Raw genomic sequence first — 17,502 nt, 5'->3', positions numbered from 1 at the left:
GCGGAGCATCAGGCGCCCGGCGTTATCGTTGACGTCCATCGCGAGCAAGCTCGCTCCTACAAGAGAGTCCATTGTTCCCGCCAGTGTGCGGGAACAATGGCTGTGGGTTATTGCATGTTGATGATGACTTCTTCCTGCCACTTCTGCGGCAGTGCCTTGGAAGTTTTTTCCCATGCATCGGCATCTTTGATCGGCGTGACTTTCTTGTACTGCTCGTTCGGCAGCAGCTTGGCCTTCACGTCTTCCGGCAGGGTCAGGTGCTCGGCACGAATCGGACGCGCGTTGCCACGCGCCAGGTTGGTCTGGCCAGCGTCGCTGAAAATGTACTCACGCGCCAGTTTGGCGGCGTTCGGGTGCTTGGCGTATTTGTTGATGATAGTGGTGTAGCCGGAGATCACCGAGCCGTCCGCTGGAATCAGCACCACGTAGTCGTCCGGGTTGGTCATCTTGGCCTTGTAGCTCAGGCCGTTGAAATCCCAGACCACGCCGACTTCGACTTCACCCTTTTCCATGGTGGCGATGGTCGGGTTGGCGAGCGACAGGCGACCCTGCTTGGCGATCTCGGCAAACATCAGCAGCGCCGGCTGGATGTTCTTCTCGTCCCCACCGTTGGCCAGGGCCGCAGCCAGTACGCCGTTGGCGGCTTGGGCGGCGGTGCTCACGTCACCGATGGAAACCTTGTATTTGCCGGTCTTGAGATCAGACCAGCTTTTCGGCGCTTCGGAGCCGTGCAGCAGCTTCTTGTTGACGATGAAAGCGATGGTGCCGGTGTAGGCCAGCGCCCAGTTGCCGTCCTTGTCCTTGGCCCAGGCCGGGACCTGCTCCCAGGTGCTGGGCTTGTATGGCTGGGTCACGCCCTGCTTGACCGCGATCGGACCAAACGCGGCACCGACGTCGCCGATATCGGCGCTGGCGTTGTCTTTCTCGGCGGCGAACTTGGCCACTTCCTGGGCCGAGCTCATGTCGGTGTCGATGTGCTTGAGGCCGTATTTGTCGCTCAGATCTTTCCAGGTGCCGGCCCAGTTCGCCCAGTCATCGGGCATGCCGACGCTGTTGACTGCGCCTTCTTTCTTGGCGGCGGTTTCAAGTGCTTTCAAATCGGTGTCAGCGGCCATGGCGGAGGTGCACAGGGCAATGGTCGAGCCTAACAGTGATGCCAGGAAAAGCTGTTTCATCCGAAGCTCCTTTGGGCGTTTTCAACGCGGCGATTTTTATCGATGGTTTTTATAAAAAGTAACGCGGTGGTTTGGGTCGTTTGGTCTAGGTCAGCAATACCTGAGCCAATTTAAGCCTGCTGGATGACACTTTGATGTCGGCATCAGTCCTGCAAGGTTTTTTCTCGGCAGCGATCAGGGGTGCCGAGTTAAGCGTAGACTATTTATAAATTACTGATATTTATGGATTTTATTTTTATGGGACGACCGTCCAGATGCACCATTTCGTCGCTTTGTCACATATCAGTCATCTGCATTGCCTAGGCTGAGCGCTACAACTGGAGACCGCTATCCTGTGCGGTTCTGCCCTCAAACAGTGCTGGACTAGTCCAGATAGGTAACGTTGATGCGCGAAGAGGCACCAAAAGCGGTGACAGCCATCGGTCAGGCGCTCCATGAGCAGATCGAACATGGCCTGTTGCCACCCGGCAGCAAGTTGCCTGCCGAGCGCAAGCTCAGTGAGTTGTTCGGCACCACCCGGATCACCGTGCGCGAGGCCTTGCTGCAGTTGGAGGCCCAGGGGCTGATCTATCGCGAGGAGCGCCGGGGCTGGTTTATCTCGCCACCACGACTGGCCTATAACCTGATGCAGCGTAGCCACTTTCACGCGATGGTCAGTGCCCAGGGGCGGGTACCGTCGACCCAGGTGATTTCGGCGCGCCTGCAACCGGCGTCGGCGGCGGTGTGTGATTGGCTGCAGCTACCGGCGTTGTCCAGCGTGATTCAGATCTGCCGGGCGCGGCGGATCGACGAGCGGCTGGTGCTGTACGTCGAGCATTACCTCAATCCGCAGTATTTTCCGGGGATCCTGGAGTTCGACCTGACCCAGTCGATCACCGAACTGTACGCCCGACATTACGACCTGCATTACGGCCGGGTCAGGTTCGAGATCGTGCCGACTTCGTTGCAGGTCGAGGCGGCCGCGGCGTTACGGGTCTCGGTGGGCAGCCCGGGGTTGCGGATTGCCCGGGTCAACTACGACCAGCATGGACGGTTGATCGACTGCGACCTGGAGTTCTGGCGCCATGATGCGATTCATGTCGGGGTGGATGTGATGTAGTCCGTAGGAGGATCTGACGGGGCGGCTGAGGCCGGGCGCAATCTTGTGGCGAGCGGGCTTGCCCGCGCTGGGTTGCGCAGCAACCCCAAAACCTGTGACTGCGTTCTATCTGACACAATGAGGTGGCTGATTTTAGGGCCGCTTCGCGCCCCGGCGCGGGCAAGCCCGCTCGCCACAGGACCGCATCCGGCTTCAGATATCAGGACCGCCAAAAAGTCTCATTCTTTCTCTGGTCCGCCGCCCGCCGTGACTACCTGCACACTCAAACGCGGCGTCGCCAGGTCCAGCCCGGCCTCGTCCATGGTGCGCTTGAGCGCCAGGTTGAAGGCGCGGGAAACCTCCCACTGCTTGATCGGCGCGGTCTTGAAACGGGCGCGCAGGATCGCGCTGCCAGATTCGAAACTCTCCACCCCCTGGAGCTCCAGCGGCGACCAGATATTGCGCCGTTGCAACGGATCGCTGCGCATCTTCTGACCGACATCGCGCATCAGCTTGATCGCGTTGTCGATGGGCATGTTGAATGGGATCGCCACCCGGAAGATCGCATAGCCGAATTCCCGCGAGTAGTTCTTGATGCTCTTGATCTCGCTGAACGGAATGGTGTGGACAATGCCGTCGATATCCCGTAGCCGCACCGTGCGGATAGTCAGCCCCTCCACCGTGCCGAGGTGGCCGCCGACGTCGACGTAGTCGTCGATGGCCAGGGAATCCTCGATGATGATGAACAACCCGGTGATCAGGTCCGCCACCAGCGACTGCGCGCCGAAACCGATGGCCAGGCCGATCACACCCGCACCGGCCAGCAACGGCGTGACGTTCATGCCCATGTTCGCCAGGGCGACGATCAAGGCGATGATGAAGATCGCCACGAACAGCACGTTGCGGATCAACGGCATCATGGTCTGCGCCCGGGCATTCGCCAGGCCCTTGCGCGAGCGGGTCAGGGCGTGGTGCACGGCGGTGTCGCTGAGAATCCATACCAGCCAGGCGAAGATCAGCGTGCCGCCGAGGCTGAACAGCTTGAGGCTGACGTCATGGCCCTCGCCCTCGGTGAAGCGGATCAGCGACATGCCCCAGACCCGCAGGCCCAACTCGATGAACACCAGCCACACCGCCAGGTGCACCAGGGTGTAGCCGAAGTTGGTCAGGCGTTCGGAGTACAGGGCATGGCGTTTGTGCCCGCGGTTGGGCTTGAGGGCGTGACGGCGCACCAGCCCGTTGATCACCATGCATAGCACCACCAGCACGGTACAGATCAGCGACTGGCGCAGGGCGGTACTGGTATCCCCGGCGGAGATGAAGGTGGCGAACAACGAGATCGCCACCAGGACCAGCGCCGGGACAAACCAGAAGGTGCCGAGGATCGACAGGGTGTCGCTCAAGGCGCGACGATTCAGGCGCCGCGATAGCGGCTGGTTGCGGATCAGGTGGGCGATGGGGCGGCGGAAGCGCAGGATGAACAGTCCGCTGGACAGTGCCGCCATGACGTTGGCGACCGTGGCCGCGGTGTGGGCCAGGTGGCTGCCGAGGCTGGCGATCATCCGCGGGTCGCTGAGTGCCTCGCCAAAGGCGGCGAAGCTGCCGATCAGCCACAGCGGTCGGAAGGCCTGGCGTCGCAGGATGTACAGGGCCTGATGGCGATGCTGGCCATCGAGCACGGAGAAGGCAATCACGCAGATGGCCGAGAAGCAGGTGCCGACCACCAGGGCGTAGGCCAGTACCATTGCCAGGTTCTTGCCCAGCGACGAGGGCAGGGCGTAGCTCATGTACACGGTGATGAACAAGGCAATCAGCCAGGGGCCGAGCTTGCGCAGGGCGAAACGCAGCAGGTCGACGGTGCGCGGGTGCTGTGGCAGTTCCTCGCTCAGGCCGAAGCGCAGGCGAACCTGGCGCCCAAGCCAGATCATGGCCCAGGCAAGGAAACTCCAGAGCGCCAGGATCAGGGCGAAGGCGAAAATGATCGGCAGCCACTCGTTGGCCGGCAGTATCAGGTCGATCAACTCGCTCTTGGCCTGGTCGAATTCCTCCGACCAGCGATTGAGTGGGCTGTCGTCACCGGAAAACTGTTTTTCGAAGCCCGCGAGGGTACCGCCGATCAGCCCCAGGACACCTTCCTCGACAGGCGGCTGGGCTTTCCTGGTGCTGTCACGGAGCTTTTTCAGGTCGCTCAGCAGTTTGGCGCGTTGCTGGTCGTTCTCCAGGTTCTTGATCACTTCATCCAGCGATTGCGCCAGGGGTTCGCTGGCTGTCGGCTGGGCTTTTTCCGCGCTGGCCAACAGGCTCGGGAGGCCGACCGCTTCGGCGCTGGCCAACGGCATCAGCGTCAGCAGGCAAATGAATAACAGGGCAGGCAGGGCGAAAAGGCGGGCGAACACTAGTCAGTCAACCATGAACGATACGGGTCGACGAAGTGTACGTCAGGCGCGGGGCCGATGCATTTAATCGCTCAGTTGGGCCAGGATCTTGTAGACCACGGTACCGAGGATCAGCAGCATGCCGACCCAGAGCAGCAGAACGCCGGCGTTGCGTTCGCGAAAATTGAAGCCGATGGCCAACATCAACATACCGCCCACGATGGGAATGAGCATGGTGTGGAAAGCGAAGGGTGTGATCATGACGACGACCTGGTCGAGGGGATACCTTAAGTCTAGGTCGGTTTGGCGGGGCGGGGTTGATGTGTATCAGACGCAATATGCGGGGTGAATAAGCTTGTGAGTGAAACCTTGTGGGGAGCGGGCTTGCGCTATTACCGGTCAGTCGAGGTCTGACACAGCGCCTGTGGGAGCAGAGCTTGTCGGATCGCCACACCGCCGCGAAGGGGCCCTTGAGGCCGCTAAAAGCTTCGCGGGCAATCGAGCGTCGACCGGCCGCTCCTACAGGTTTTGTGTCGCTCTCAGGTGTCAGGGTAACTCGCGGCTGGCATAGAACGCGCTCAGGACTTTCACCAGGTGCGCCAGGTCGTGGCTGCCGGCCAGTTCGCGAATCGAGTGCATGGCGAAGGTCGGCAGGCCGATGTCCACGGTACGCACTCCCAGGTGGCTGGCGGTGATCGGGCCGATGGTCGAGCCGCAGCCCATGTCGCTGCGCACCACGAAGCTTTGTACCGGTACTTCCTCGGCCATGCACAGGTGACGGAAGAATCCGGCGGTTTCGCTGTTGGTGGCGTAGCGCTGGTTGCTGTTGACCTTGATCACCGGGCCGGCGTTGAGTTTCGGCCCGTGGTTGGCGTCGTGCTTGTCGGCATAGTTGGGATGCACGCCGTGGGCGTTGTCCGCCGAGACCAGCAGGGATTTCTGCAGGGTCCGGACGAACTCATCGCCTTCCGGCAGCAGGCGTCGCAGGGTCTGTTCCAGCATCGGGCCATCGGCCCCGCAGGCGGAGCATGAACCGACTTCTTCATGGTCGTTGCAGACCAGCACGCAGGTTTCCTCGCTGTTGGCGCCAAGCAGGGCCTGCAGGCCGGCGTAGCAGGACAGCAGGTTGTCCAGGCGCGCACCGGCGATGAAGTCTCCGTTCAGGCCGATGATCGCGGCCGCCTGGGTGTCGTAGAAACTCAACTCGTAATCAAGCACCACGTCGGCGTTGAGGCCGTGCTCGCGGGCCAGTTGTTCGGTCAGTACGGCGCGGAAGTCCACCCGTTCGTCACCGGCGAACTGGGCCAGGATCGGTGGCAGTTCGTTCTGGGCATTGATCGCCCAGCCCTGGTTGGCCTCGCGGTTGAGGTGGATCGCCAGGTTGGGGATGGTGGCGATGGGCAGCTTGAAGTCGATCAGTTGACTCTCGACCTTGCCGTCGCGCCGAAAGGTGACGCGTCCGGCCAGCGACAGGTCGCGGTCGAACCAGGGCGCGAGCAGCGCGCCGCCGTAGACTTCGACACCCAGTTGCCAGAAACCCTGGCGTTGCAGTTCCGGTTGCGGCTTGACCCGCAGGCACGGGCTGTCGGTGTGGGCGCCGACCAGGCGGATGCCGCCGAGCAACGGCGAGGCACGGCCGAGCTTGATGGCGACAATCGAAGAGTCATTGCGGGTGACGTAGTAGCGACCGTTGGCTTCGGTGTGCCAGGTTTCGCGCTCGTCGAGACGCTGGTAGCCCGCCGCTTCCAGGCGTTGAACCAGGCTGGCGGTGGCATGGAACGGGGTGGGGGAGGCCTTGAGGAAGTCGATCAGGCCTTGGTTCAACTCTTCGCGCATAAGTAGCTCCAGACAGCAGTGCCGCGAGTTTACCGTATTGGTTGGCAGTTTTGCGGAGGACTCGATAGCGGCGTAATCCTTTCTGGCGAGCGGGCTTGCCCTATTGTCGTGTAGGAGCGAGCCTGCTACAGATAAACCCTCGCGCCGAGGATCAGAACGGTGCCGGGCACTCGAAGCGCAAGCGTTCGCCGCTTTGCGGGTGGGTGAAACTCAGCATGCTGGCGTGCAGGCACAGCCTTGGCCAGGCGGCCAACGCCTGCGGATGCGCGTACAGGCCATCGCCCAGCAACGGATGACCGATGGACAGCATATGCACGCGCAACTGGTGCGAACGCCCGGTGATCGGGGTCAGTTCCACCCGGCACCAGTCGCCACGGCGCTCCAGTACCTTCCAGAAGGTCAGCGCGTGCTTGCCGAATTCATGGTCGACCACGTGGCGCGGCTTGGTCGGCGGGTCGTAGCGTAATGGCAGGTCAATGCTGCCGCTGTCCGGTTCTGGTTGGCCCCAGCAGAGTGCGGTGTAGGCTTTTTCGGTTTCCCGGTCATGAAACTGTCGTGACAGTTCGCGATGGCTGTCCGGGTCGCGGGCCAGCAGGATGATTCCCGAGGTTTCCCAGTCCAGGCGATGGACGATACGGGCTTCGGGGTAGCCGTTTTCCTGCAGGCGGGTAATCAGGCAGTCCTTGTTGTCATCGGCCCGGCCCGGGACGGAAAGCAACAGGGTCGGTTTGTCCACCACCAGCACGGCGGCGTCCTGATGGATGATGCGGATATTGGACAGCGGCATTGAAACAGTCTCGTAACAAACGCCAACGGCGGCCCGGACCCCACGCCTTCCTGTAGGAGCAGAGCTTGCTCGCGAATGGATTTCACAGCCGACTCAAGTGTCGACTGATTGACCGCTTTCGCGAGCAAGCTCTGCTCCTACAAAAAGCACAGGCTCCGGGCCGCCGTGGCTCCGGCCGGATCGATCAACGATCGGGCAGGGTGATATTGAGTTCCAGGATCGAACAGCTGCCCTGGTTTTCCAGCGCCACGTGCACGTCGTCGGACCCGATATTGACGTACTTGCGGATCACCTCCACCAACTCCTTCTGCAAGGCCGGCAGGTAATCCGGGGTGCTGCGTTGGCCGCGTTCGTGCGCCACGATGATCTGCAGACGCTCTTTCGCGACCGACGCGGTGCTTACTTTTTTGCTGGCACGAAAGAAGTCAAAAAGGTTCATTGCTTAGTTGCCTCCAAACAGGCGCTCGAAGAGTCCTTTCTTCTTCACATCGAGGAAGCGATGTTCCACGGTCTTGCCCAGCAGGCGGTCGACCGCGTCGCTGTAGGCCTGGCCCGCATCGCTCTGGTCGTCGAGAATCACCGGCACACCCTGGTTGGAGGCCTTGAGCACCGCCTGGGATTCGGGAATCACGCCCAGCAGGGTCACTGCGAGGATTTCCTTGACGTCTTCGACGCCAAGCATCTCGCCGTTGCTCACGCGCTCGGGGTTGTAGCGGGTCAGCAGCAGGTGTTCCTTGATCGGCTCTTCGTTGTTCTCGGCGCGGCGCGATTTGCTCGCCAGCAGGCCAAGCATACGGTCGGAGTCACGCACCGAGGACACTTCGGGGTTGGTCACGACGATGGCTTCGTCGGCGAAGTACATGGCCAGGTGGGCACCGGTCTCGATACCCGCCGGGGAGTCGCAGACGACGAACTCGAAGTCGGCCTTGAGGGCCATCAGGACCTTTTCCACGCCTTCCTTGGTCAGCGCTTCCTTGTCACGGGTCTGGCTGGCGGCCAGCACGTAGAGGTTTTCCAGGCGCTTGTCCTTGATCAGGGCTTGTTGCAGGTTGGCTTCGCCCTGGACGACGTTGACGAAGTCGTACACCACGCGACGCTCGCAGCCCATGATCAGGTCGAGGTTACGCAAGCCGACGTCGAAGTCGACGATCACTGTCTTGTGGCCCCGCAGCGCGAGGCCGGTACCGATGGCGGCGCTGGTGGTGGTCTTACCCACACCACCCTTGCCGGATGTAACCACGAGAATCTTGGCCAAGGTGTATCACCCCTAAGGAATAAAGGACTTTCAGCCCCTGAAGAACGTCACTAAAAAAATAACTGTAGTCGTGCAGCGTCGGTTGGAAATCGAGGAAAAGTCTGAAGTACCTCGGGTTATTCTTACCTTTCGCGATTTCCCACACTGTTCGAGCTGTTTTCGCTACGAGAAGGTGACATTTTGGAAATGGCGGCAAGTATCCGTTAAAGCCGGATGATGTTCAACACGTCACCGGACAAGCTGACTTGAACACCGGCGCCCCACAGCGGGTCACGGCGCAAATCCTCGGAAACCTTGTACTGGCCGGCGATCGAGATCAGTTCGGCGCTCAGTTGCTGGCAGAAAATCCGTGCCTTGGTGTCCCCCTTGATGCCAGCCAGGGCGCGCCCCCGCATGGGGCCATAAACATGGATGTTGCCATCGGCCAGAAGTTCCGCGCCGGGGCTGACGGAAGAGATCACCACCAGGTCGCCGCCCTGGGCATAAACCTGCTGGCCGCCGCGTACCGGCGTGGTGATGATCTTCGTCGGCTTTATCAGCGGTTCCGCGGGCTTTTCCGGCTTTTTCTTTTCCAGGCCTTCGCTCGGATCGACCGGTCGCTCCCGGGCGCCGGACGGTGGCAGCACCGGGAGGTCAATGGCAATCGCGGCGGCAATGTCTTCGATACGGTTGGCGCGGATCGCCAGGGTGCGCAGGCCGTGCTGGCGGCAGACACGCATCAGGCCGGGCAGGTCGATGGCGCCCTGGCCTTCCGGCAGTTTGTCCAGCGCCAGCACCAGTGGAGTGTTGCTGAAAAAGTTCGGGGCCTGGGCGACCTTGGCCGCCAATTGCCGGTCGAGGGCGTCGAGGTTGTTCTGCGCCAGTTCCAGCACCGTGATGGCAAGCATGCTGCCCTTCAGCTGGAACACGGGATCCTGGTCTAGCAGTTCGGTTTGGCTCATGGTCGGGATAACGCAGCTTGTCACTAAAAGTGCCGAGACTTATAACGAGAACGCCCTCGGGCCGCAAGCCGCCGCGAACCGTTGTAGAATGCGCGGCCTTGTTGTCTGTCCGGAATCATCCATGGATCGCCCGCGTTTTCGAGCTGCTTTTTTTCATCCCCGTTACTGGCTGCTATGGCTGGGGTTGGGCTTGCTGTGGCTGATTGTCCAGTTGCCCTATGGCTGCCTGCTGTTTCTCGGGCGCTTCCTGGGCGCCGTGATGTATCGGGTGTCCGCCGACCGACGGATGATCGCCGCGCGCAATCTGCAGCTGTGCTTCCCGGCATTGTCCGATGCCGAGCGCGACCAATTGCTGCGCAAGAATCTCGCGTCCACCGGGATCGCCTTCTTCGAGATGGCCATGAGCTGGTGGTGGTCGAAACCGCGCCTGGCGCGCCTGGCCCATATCGAGGGCCTCGAACACCTGCAAAACGCCCAGCGCGAAGGCAAGGGCGTGATCCTGATGGCCCTGCACTTCACCACCCTGGAGATCGGCGCGGCCTTGCTCGGCCAGCGACACACCATCGACGGCATGTACCGTGAGCACAACAATGCGTTGTTCGATTTTATCCAGCGGCGTGGCCGTGAACGGCACAATCTCGATTCCCTCGCGGTGGAGCGTGACGATGTGCGCGGCATGCTCAAGTTGCTGCGCGCCGGTCGGGCGATCTGGTATGCGCCGGACCAGGACTACGGCATCAAGCAGAGCGTGTTCGTGCCATTGTTCGGCATCCAGGCGGCGACCGTGACCGCCACCAGCAAGTTCGCCCGCCTGGGCAAGGCGCTGGTGGTGCCGTTTACCCAGGAACGCCTGGCCGACGGCAGCGGCTATCGGTTGGTGATTCATCCGCCGCTGAACGATTTCCCGGGGGAAAGCGAAGAGGCGGACTGCCTGCGGATCAACCAATGGGTCGAAGTGGCGCTGCGCGAATGCCCGGAGCAGTACCTTTGGGCCCATCGCCGGTTCAAGAGCCGGCCACCGGGTGAGCCGAAACTCTACCCGAAACGCGGATAAACCCACCCGGGTGTTGCGGCAGGGGCCGGGGGTGGTGTATCAGGATATTACCTGATTGATGGAGTGTCGCGATGAGCCCAGCTGAACCGGTCACCGGTCTGATTCTTTCCGGAGGGGGCGCGCGCGCGGCTTATCAGGTGGGTGTGCTGGCGGCGATTGCCGAGCTGCTGCCAGCGGGGGCGGCCAATCCGTTTCCGGTGATCGTCGGCACTTCGGCGGGGGCGATCAATGCGGTCAGCCTGGCCAGCGGGGCGATGGACTTCGCCGCGGCCATCGAACGCCTGACCGCGTTCTGGCAGGGCTTTCGCAGCCATCTGGTGCTGCGTAGCGACTGGCCAGGGGTGATCCGCCAGGCCAGTCGCTTCGTCAGCCACAGCCTGCTGGGCCTCGGCGCGCCGGTGCCGGTGGCGCTGCTCGACAGCACGCCCTTACGCGACCTGCTCAATGAGAAGCTGCATTTGCCGGGTATCGACCACGCCATCGAGCAACAGCAGTTGCGGGCGGTGGCGGTGACTGCCTTTGGCTATGAGTCCGGCCAGGCGATCACCTTCTACCAGGGCCGGGGGGCCATCGACTCCTGGTTGCGCCACCGCCGGGTCGGCGTGCCAACCCGATTGACCGTCGAGCATTTGCTGGCCAGTTCGGCGATTCCGTTGCTGTTCGCCCCGGTCAAGCTGGACCAGGAGTATTTCGGTGACGGGGCGGTGCGCCAGTCGGCGCCGATCAGCCCGGCGTTGCACCTGGGTGCGACCCGGGTACTGGTGGTGGGCGTCAGCGGCAACCCTCGGGGTGTCGATGCCGGCAGCGAGCGGACCTATGGCGGGCAGCAGCCGAGTCTGGCGCAGATCGGTGGGCATATGCTCAACAGTACGTTCATTGACAGCCTGGAAAGCGATATCGAGCTGTTGCAGCGCTTGAATCAGTTCAGTCGGCTGTTGCCGCCGCAACCGCGCAGCCTGGGCCTGGCTCCGGTGGATGTGCTGGTGATCGCGCCCAGTCAGCCGATCGATGAAATTGCCGCGCGCCATCGCCACGAGTTGCCCGCGGCGCTGCGCTTTTTCCTGCGTGGTCCGGGCGCGACCCGCACCAGTGGCGCCGGGGTGCTGAGTTACCTGCTGTTCGAGGCGGCCTATTGCAGCGAATTGATTGAGCTGGGGCGTCGCGATGCCCTGGCCAAGCGCGAGGAGCTGTGCCGATTCCTCGGCTTGCCCCAGGCTTCGCTGGTGGCGCAGGCGGCGTCGGTGTTCTAGGCCTCGGCCCCGAGAACACCGCCCCCTCTGTAGGAGCGAGCTTGCTTGCTCCTACAGAGGGGGCAGCGTTTCAACGTGCGGGTTTACTCGGCGATCTGCAATTTGCGCGCTTCGGTATACACGTAGCGGACCTTCTCGTATTCGAACGGCGAGTTCAACTGGCCATAGCGGAAGCTGGTGGTGTAGCGCTTGTCGATGGCCTCCAGCAGATAGATTTCCGGATGGTCCGAGCTGACCTGCGAAACGTTGAGGAAGTTGATCTGCGATTCGGCGGCGAAGTCGAATACCAGGCCGCCGGTATCGCGCAGGTTCGACGGGCCGAAGAATGGCAGCACCACGTAGGCGCCGCCCGGCACGCCGTAGAAACCAAGGGTCTGGCCGAAGTCTTCGGCCTGCCGCGGCAGGCCCATTTTGGTCGCTGGGTCCCACAGGCCGGCGACGCCGATAGTGGTGTTGAGCAGCAAGCGCCCAGTGGTTTCCAGCGCCCGCTTGCCCTTGAACTGGAACAGGCTGTTGAGCAGGTTGGAGATATCCCCCAGGTTACTGAAGAAGTGGCTTACGCCCTCGCGCAGGAAGGTCGGTGTCACGTAGCGGTAGCCGTCGACCGCCGGCAGGAATACCCACTCGTCGAAACGGTAGTTGAAGTGGTAGACCCTGCGGTTCCAGGACTCCATCGGGTCATAGACGCTCAGGGCGTTGAGGGTCGAGCGTTCGAATTCACGCTGGTCCAGGCCCGGATTGAACTTGAGTCGTTTCAGCGGCTCGGTGAAACCGTCCGGGTCCGTTACCACTGGATCGTGTGCCTTGCTGTTGTCGGCCAGGGCAGGGCATGCGCAGAGTAACGCAGCGATCAGCAGGAGAGATTTAGCCACGGAAGAACTCCAGCATGGCGTCGGCGTTGACGCGGTAATTGAGGTTGCCGCAGTGGCCGCCATGGGGGTAGACCGTCAGACGGTTGCCAAAGGTGCTACGCAGGAAACCGAGGTCGCCGGGGCCGAGGATCACGTCGTCGGCGTTGTGCATCACGGCGATTTTCGGGCTGTTGTGCAGGTAGTCCTTGAGGGCATAGAGGCTGACCTGGTCGATCAGTTGCAACAGGCTGCCGCCATCGCTGCGGGCGCGCCACATCGGAATCACCTGTTCGGTCAGGTAGCAGTCGAAATCGCATTGCAGGGCGCGCTTGAGCATGGGCTCGAGGCTGGTGCCTTCGCTGATCGGGTATTTCGGTGGAGTGATCAGCCCGCGGCGGTTGATCAGGTCCGAGGTGAAGGCGATGTCCGCCGCCGAAAAGCGGAAGGTCGTGCCGATCAGCATGGCCATCTGTTCGTTGCTCAGGTGCTGTTTGGACTGTTGGAAGTCGTAGACCAGGGCGTCGTTGAGGTCGATATAGCCCTTTTGCTGGAAGTAGCGGGTCAGCTTGGCCAGCACCAGCTCGTAGAAGGTGGTGGTGTTGTTGATGCCCTTGACCTCGGTCTGGACCAGTTTGTCCAGGTTGGTGACCGAGGTGTAGAGGTTGACCGGCGGGTTGAGCAGCAGGACTTTCTTGAAGTTGAAGCTGCGCCGGGTTTCATCCAGTTTGCTGACAAAGGCCGCGTCGAGGGCGCCGAGGCTGTAGCCGCTGAGGTAGTAGTCGGTGATCGGCAGGTTCGGGTGCTGGGCCCGTACGGCCTGCATCACCCGGTACATGTCCTCGGCGTCCTCCTGGCTGATGCCGGGGGTGGCGAAGCGTGAGGCGGCGCTCATGAAGTCGAAGCTGGTGGGCGAGGACAACTGCACGACGTGGTAGCCGGCCTGGTAATAGAGCTTCTTCAGGTATTCATTGATGCTGCTGTCGTAACGTGCGCCCGTGCCGGAGATCAGGAAGATCAGTGGCGCCGGGTGATCCTGCCGGGCCAGGCGGTAGGTGAGCTTCTTTACTGCCCAGAAGTTGTCCGGGAGGATGAAGTCGCGTTCGGGGCGCAGCTTGAGGCTGTAGTCCGCCTGGTGGATGGCGTCGTCGTCGGGCAAGGTCGGGCGCAGCGCCGGCGGCGTGGTGGCGATCGTCGCTTCGAACGGGTTGGTCAACGGATAGCCATAGCTGGCGGCGTCGACATCGACTGCCAGAGCGGACGCACTCAAAATGAGACCGCCGAGAAAGGCAGCGAGGCGCAGAGAACGGAGCATGACTACATCCCTTTGAAGGAAAGCGCTGAATAAGGTTCGCAGGCTATGACCACCGGGGTACTGCCGAAGTGCCATGTCCCAACACTAAAAATGCATTTTGGCGGGGTCGCCAGGGGTATTTTCCTCGCCACGATACACTTTGCTTCAGTTTGCCGGACAGTTAAGTGTTGTGAATGCTTGCATAGGCGGTTCCGGCGATTATGCTGGGCGCCGTTTTTGCCTATCGGAGTTGTCCATGTCTCGCCGTTTGCCGCTGGTCCTGCTGCTTATTGTCCTGCCCTTGTGGCTGGCTGCCAGTTATGGCGTGCGTTACGGGTTGATGGAGGACGGCCAGTGGGTCGGGCTGTGCGTGGATGAGGCGCTGCGCTGGCAGTGCCAGGCGCGTTCCAGCCTGGGGTGGTTGGTCCACTTCAAGGTGCTGGGCTGGACGGCGGTGGTCGCGGCGCTGCTGGCTTTTGTGGCTCCGGGGCGTTTGGGGCGGGGCTTGGCGGTGCTGGCGCTGTTGGCCGGATTTCCGGCCCTGGCGCTATACAACACCAGCCTCGCGGTGTTTGCGCTGGTGATTGCCGGGTTGCGGCTGGTGCGAGCGGCTTGACTGCATGTTTGAGCGCTCACCGAACCAGCTCCTACAGGGACTGGAGTTGTTATTTGCGCAGCCGCACGCTGCGCCACAACGCGGCAACCATCAGTACGCTGACCAGCGCCCAAGCCCAGGCTTGCTGGTTTTCCAGGCCCTCGCGGTACAACTGCGGGGCAATGCCAGCGCCGATGATCAACGCCAGCAAACCTATCTCCCGACGTGGACCACGCGCCGGACGCACCAGGAACACCAGTGCCGGCAACAACAAGGCCGCGCTCGGGAAGCTGCGGTAGCGCGGATCGAACACCAGCTCCAGCATCATCACCGCCGCGGCAAAGCCGGCACCCGCCAGCAGCCAGCCAGCGCGTTGTTCCAGCCAGTGGAACAGACCGGCGCGCCAGCCGGCCCGGCTGCCAAGGGCCAGCGCCGCATGGGCCAGCACCAGCAGGTTCAGCGCCAGTAGCAAAGCGGCCCAGACCCATTCGCCGGTAAACCGGCTGGTGACCCGCGTCAACTCGCCCCAGGCGCCGAGGGTACAGCCCGCCAGCGCCCCCAGCAGCGGTAACAGCAGCGCCGCCCGCGTGTTGCCTACCCGTCCGCCCAGCAGCAATGTGCCGAGGAATATCACCGCGCCCAAGCCCAGCCAGCACGGCCACTGTGGCAGGTTCGAGACGGGACCGGCCAATACGCCCTTGTCCTGACGGTCGGCATCGAACAGGCCCCAGTAGCCGCCAACGGCCCCTTCGCTAGCGCGTTTCCAGGGTTGGTCGAAGGCCTCGATCAGGTTGTAGTGCCAGCCCTTCTGTTCGGCCAGGGTGACAAAGCCGCGAATGAACCTGGCTTCGTTGACCCGACTCGGTAGCGCGGTTTCGCGCTGGCGGCCTTCGCTCGGCCAGCCGGTTTCACCGATCAGGATATCCTTGGGCGCGAACCGCTTGCCGAACACTTCGCGCACCTGGGTGACATGCTCGAGCGCGTGGTCGATGGCGGAGGGATCGTCTTCCCAGTAGGGCAGCAGGTGAATGGTCAGGAAGTCCACGGCGGGGGCGACCTGCGGATGTTCGAGCCAGAACACCCAGACGTCGGCATAGGTCACCGGCTGCTTCACATGGGCCTTGACCTTATGGATCAACTTGACCAGTTGGTCGCCAGTGACTTCCTTGCGCAGCAGGGCTTCGTTGCCGACGATCACCGCGCTGACCACATCGGCATTGGCGTTGGCCGAGGCGATCAGGGCGTCGACTTCCTGCTCGGTGGCCACCGGGTCGCTGCTGACCCAGGCGCCGATCATCATCTTCATACCGTGCTTGCGTGCCAGCTCCGGCAGGGCTTCGAGGCCGGTCATGGAGTAGGTGCGAATGCACTCGAAGCGCGTGGCCAGCAGCGCCAGGTCGGCATCCATGCGTTCCAGGCGCGGGGTGAACGGCTGGTCGAAGGGCGATTGGTCCTTGGCGAACGGAGTATAGGAGGCACATTGCAGCTTGTGGGTCGGCGTCGCCGCATCGGGCAGGATCACCGGCTGGCCGAGGCCATACCAGAAGCCGCCCAGTGCGAGGAGGCCGAGCAGGCAGGCGAACACATAGGGGCGGAGCGGGAAACGGGGAGTGGCGGACATGGTCGGGCCGTATGGGAACAAAGCCGCGCATATTACCCGGATTTTCCCCGGTCTTGGGCCCGCGCAGTATTTTGTCATGCAAAGTTCGAGCGCAATAAATGAAGGGATTTTTCAGTCCCCCGATTGCTGGCGTTCTGATGTCGTTTCTCGTTGCCTTGAGGTCGCTGTCAGAGCAGGTCGATGGGCGAGGCGGGTTGATGATCAGCGCGTCAGTACTCCGCTGATGATCGAACGGGTTTGGCGGTGAGGCGTGATGGGGGCGCTGTGCACCATAACAATACGTTGACGTCGCCCGGCACTCGTCGGGTGCAGCATTTCGGGGAAGTAACGATGAAGATGCGACGACTCTTAGGCGCGGGTGCTGTTCTGGCGCTGGCGATCGGCTCCACCCAGGTGAGTGCCGCTGGCAAGGAAGTGACCATTGGTTATGTCGATGGCTGGTCCGACAGCGTTGCCACCACCAACGTGGCGGCCGAGGTGATCAAGCAGAAGTTGGGTTACGACGTGAAACTGCAGGCCGTGGCGACCGGGATCATGTGGCAGGGCGTTGCCACCGGCAAGCTCGATGCCATGCTCTCGGCCTGGCTGCCGGTGACCCACGGTGAATACTGGGCCAAGAACAAGGACAAGGTGGTCGACTACGGCCCCAACTTCAAGGATGCCAAGATCGGCCTGATCGTGCCGGAGTATGTTGCGGCCAAATCGATTGCCGACCTGAAAACCGACACCACCTTCAAGAACAAGATCGTGGGTATCGATGCGGGCTCGGGCGTAATGCTCAAGACCGACCAGGCGATCAAGGACTATGCTCTGGATTACAAGCTGCAAGCCAGTTCGGGCGCGGCGATGATTGCTGAGTTGACCCGTGCCGAAGAGAAGCACGAATCCATCGCCGTGACCGGTTGGGTGCCGCACTGGATGTTCGCCAAGTGGAAACTGCGCTTCCTGGATGACCCGAAAGGCGTCTACGGCGCGGCCGAGACCGTCAACAGCATCGGCAGCAAGGGCCTGGAGGCCAAGGCGCCGGAAGTGGCGGCGTTCCTGAAGAAGTTCCAGTGGGCGTCCAAGGATGAGATCGGCGAAGTCATGTTGGCCATCCAGGACGGCGCCAAGCCGGATGCCGCGGCCAAGGACTGGGTTACCAAGCACCCGGATCGTGTAGCTGAGTGGGTCAAGTAATCCCTCTAACGGCGTAATGCTGGCAAAAAAGGCCGCATGACCTTGTGTCATGCGGCCTTTTTGCGTCTTGACGCCAGGTGATGCGCCCTGTCTGTCGATACCGGTTTGACCCTGAACTTGCAATGACGCTCGACACGGTCACTGTGGAGTTGTGGTTTCAAGGGTTAATTCGGCCAAAAACTGGCGAAATGGTAATGTCGTTCTAATACTAAGG

16 protein-coding genes are annotated in these 17,502 nt (G+C 62.0%); 5 read left to right on the top strand and 11 right to left on the bottom strand.

Going from position 1 to position 17,502, the window contains the following annotated elements:
* Positions 1–107: 107 nt before the first annotated feature.
* Entirely contained in the window at positions 108–1,175 is a 1,068-nt protein-coding gene (locus PFEN_RS01120; RefSeq protein WP_191485206.1) for an ABC transporter substrate-binding protein, read from the bottom strand.
* A 385-nt stretch (positions 1,176–1,560) separates the two neighbouring features.
* Here PFEN_RS01120 and phnR point away from each other — a divergent pair, with 385 nt between their 5' ends.
* Positions 1,561–2,274, top strand: a complete 714-nt coding sequence (phnR, locus tag PFEN_RS01115) for a phosphonate utilization transcriptional regulator PhnR (RefSeq protein ID WP_191485205.1) — start codon at positions 1,561–1,563, stop codon at positions 2,272–2,274.
* A gap of 218 nt (positions 2,275–2,492) precedes the next feature.
* Here the strand turns inward: phnR and PFEN_RS01110 are convergent, their stop codons facing one another.
* The 7 genes from PFEN_RS01110 to minC form a co-directional block, all read right to left on the bottom strand.
* Positions 2,493–4,649, bottom strand: a complete 2,157-nt coding sequence (locus PFEN_RS01110) for a mechanosensitive ion channel family protein (protein WP_191485204.1) — start codon at positions 4,647–4,649, stop codon at positions 2,493–2,495.
* A gap of 63 nt (positions 4,650–4,712) precedes the next feature.
* Positions 4,713–4,889: a hypothetical protein gene (locus tag PFEN_RS01105; protein ID WP_191485203.1), complete on the bottom strand. Its 177-nt coding sequence runs from the start codon at positions 4,887–4,889 to the stop codon at positions 4,713–4,715.
* A 285-nt stretch (positions 4,890–5,174) separates the two neighbouring features.
* Positions 5,175–6,464 carry a M18 family aminopeptidase gene (locus PFEN_RS01100; RefSeq protein ID WP_191485202.1) on the bottom strand — a complete coding sequence of 430 codons (1,290 nt, stop codon included), beginning with the start codon at positions 6,462–6,464 and terminating at the stop codon, positions 5,175–5,177.
* A gap of 151 nt (positions 6,465–6,615) precedes the next feature.
* The gene (locus PFEN_RS01095; RefSeq protein WP_191485201.1) at positions 6,616–7,251 is read right to left on the bottom strand and encodes an RluA family pseudouridine synthase; all 636 of its coding nucleotides are present in this window, start codon (positions 7,249–7,251) and stop codon (positions 6,616–6,618) included.
* Between the two features lie 184 nt (positions 7,252–7,435).
* Positions 7,436–7,690, bottom strand: a complete 255-nt coding sequence (minE, locus tag PFEN_RS01090; RefSeq protein WP_007898843.1) for a cell division topological specificity factor MinE — start codon at positions 7,688–7,690, stop codon at positions 7,436–7,438.
* 3 nt (positions 7,691–7,693) lie between these two features.
* Positions 7,694–8,506, bottom strand: a complete 813-nt coding sequence (minD, locus tag PFEN_RS01085; protein WP_191485200.1) for a septum site-determining protein MinD — start codon at positions 8,504–8,506, stop codon at positions 7,694–7,696.
* A gap of 203 nt (positions 8,507–8,709) precedes the next feature.
* On the bottom strand, positions 8,710–9,447 hold the full coding sequence (gene minC / locus PFEN_RS01080) for a septum site-determining protein MinC (protein ID WP_191485199.1): 738 nt from the start codon (positions 9,445–9,447) through the stop codon (positions 8,710–8,712).
* Between the two features lie 121 nt (positions 9,448–9,568).
* Here minC and PFEN_RS01075 point away from each other — a divergent pair, with 121 nt between their 5' ends.
* Complete coding sequence (locus PFEN_RS01075) at positions 9,569–10,501, top strand: lipid A biosynthesis lauroyl acyltransferase (protein WP_191485198.1); 933 nt, start codon at positions 9,569–9,571, stop codon at positions 10,499–10,501.
* A gap of 71 nt (positions 10,502–10,572) precedes the next feature.
* Positions 10,573–11,751, top strand: coding sequence for a patatin-like phospholipase family protein (locus PFEN_RS01070; RefSeq protein WP_191485197.1), 1,179 nt, complete (start codon positions 10,573–10,575; stop codon positions 11,749–11,751).
* Positions 11,752–11,834: 83 nt separating this feature from the next.
* On the opposite strand, the gene PFEN_RS01065 is transcribed toward PFEN_RS01070, so the two are convergent.
* Together PFEN_RS01065 and PFEN_RS01060 are read right to left on the bottom strand one after the other, a co-directional pair.
* Positions 11,835–12,623, bottom strand: coding sequence for a VacJ family lipoprotein (locus tag PFEN_RS01065; RefSeq protein ID WP_191485196.1), 789 nt, complete (start codon positions 12,621–12,623; stop codon positions 11,835–11,837).
* Positions 12,616–13,914, bottom strand: coding sequence for a serine/threonine protein kinase (locus PFEN_RS01060; RefSeq protein WP_191485195.1), 1,299 nt, complete (start codon positions 13,912–13,914; stop codon positions 12,616–12,618). The genes PFEN_RS01065 and PFEN_RS01060 overlap by 8 nt, the downstream gene beginning before the upstream one ends.
* A gap of 235 nt (positions 13,915–14,149) precedes the next feature.
* Between PFEN_RS01060 and PFEN_RS01055 the strand changes: the two genes are divergently transcribed.
* Positions 14,150–14,509 (top strand): hypothetical protein, encoded by a 360-nt coding sequence (locus PFEN_RS01055; RefSeq protein WP_191485194.1) that lies wholly within the window; start codon positions 14,150–14,152, stop codon positions 14,507–14,509.
* Positions 14,510–14,558: 49 nt separating this feature from the next.
* Here the strand turns inward: PFEN_RS01055 and PFEN_RS01050 are convergent, their stop codons facing one another.
* A complete protein-coding gene (locus PFEN_RS01050) occupies positions 14,559–16,109 on the bottom strand; it encodes a beta (1-6) glucans synthase (protein WP_191485193.1) in 1,551 nt (516 codons plus the stop codon).
* 330 nt (positions 16,110–16,439) lie between these two features.
* Between PFEN_RS01050 and PFEN_RS01045 the strand changes: the two genes are divergently transcribed.
* Positions 16,440–17,288 (top strand): glycine betaine ABC transporter substrate-binding protein, encoded by an 849-nt coding sequence (locus tag PFEN_RS01045; protein WP_191485192.1) that lies wholly within the window; start codon positions 16,440–16,442, stop codon positions 17,286–17,288.
* Positions 17,289–17,502: the final 214 nt, after the last annotated feature.

The sequence above is a fragment of the Pseudomonas sp. FEN genome (assembly GCF_904067045.1).
GTDB lineage: Bacteria > Pseudomonadota > Gammaproteobacteria > Pseudomonadales > Pseudomonadaceae > Aquipseudomonas.
Note: the sequence above shows the minus strand (reverse complement) of the source record. Positions and strands in the feature narration are given on the sequence as shown.

Excerpts from the sequence above, each read along its gene's own strand:
- PFEN_RS01120 (WP_191485206.1), bottom strand. The coding sequence starts at position 1,175 with ATGAAACAGCTTTTCCTGGCATCACTGTTAGGCTCGACCATTGCCCTG.
- phnR (WP_191485205.1), top strand. The coding sequence starts at position 1,561 with ATGCGCGAAGAGGCACCAAAAGCGGTGACAGCCATCGGTCAGGCGCTC.
- PFEN_RS01105 (WP_191485203.1), bottom strand. The coding sequence starts at position 4,889 with ATGATCACACCCTTCGCTTTCCACACCATGCTCATTCCCATCGTGGGC.
- PFEN_RS01100 (WP_191485202.1), bottom strand. The coding sequence starts at position 6,464 with ATGCGCGAAGAGTTGAACCAAGGCCTGATCGACTTCCTCAAGGCCTCC.
- PFEN_RS01095 (WP_191485201.1), bottom strand. The coding sequence starts at position 7,251 with ATGCCGCTGTCCAATATCCGCATCATCCATCAGGACGCCGCCGTGCTG.
- minE (WP_007898843.1), bottom strand. The coding sequence starts at position 7,690 with ATGAACCTTTTTGACTTCTTTCGTGCCAGCAAAAAAGTAAGCACCGCG.
- minC (WP_191485199.1), bottom strand. The coding sequence starts at position 9,447 with ATGAGCCAAACCGAACTGCTAGACCAGGATCCCGTGTTCCAGCTGAAG.
- PFEN_RS01075 (WP_191485198.1), top strand. The coding sequence starts at position 9,569 with ATGGATCGCCCGCGTTTTCGAGCTGCTTTTTTTCATCCCCGTTACTGG.
- PFEN_RS01070 (WP_191485197.1), top strand. The coding sequence starts at position 10,573 with ATGAGCCCAGCTGAACCGGTCACCGGTCTGATTCTTTCCGGAGGGGGC.
- PFEN_RS01060 (WP_191485195.1), bottom strand. The coding sequence starts at position 13,914 with ATGCTCCGTTCTCTGCGCCTCGCTGCCTTTCTCGGCGGTCTCATTTTG.
- PFEN_RS01055 (WP_191485194.1), top strand. The coding sequence starts at position 14,150 with ATGTCTCGCCGTTTGCCGCTGGTCCTGCTGCTTATTGTCCTGCCCTTG.
- PFEN_RS01050 (WP_191485193.1), bottom strand. The coding sequence starts at position 16,109 with ATGTCCGCCACTCCCCGTTTCCCGCTCCGCCCCTATGTGTTCGCCTGC.
- PFEN_RS01045 (WP_191485192.1), top strand. The coding sequence starts at position 16,440 with ATGAAGATGCGACGACTCTTAGGCGCGGGTGCTGTTCTGGCGCTGGCG.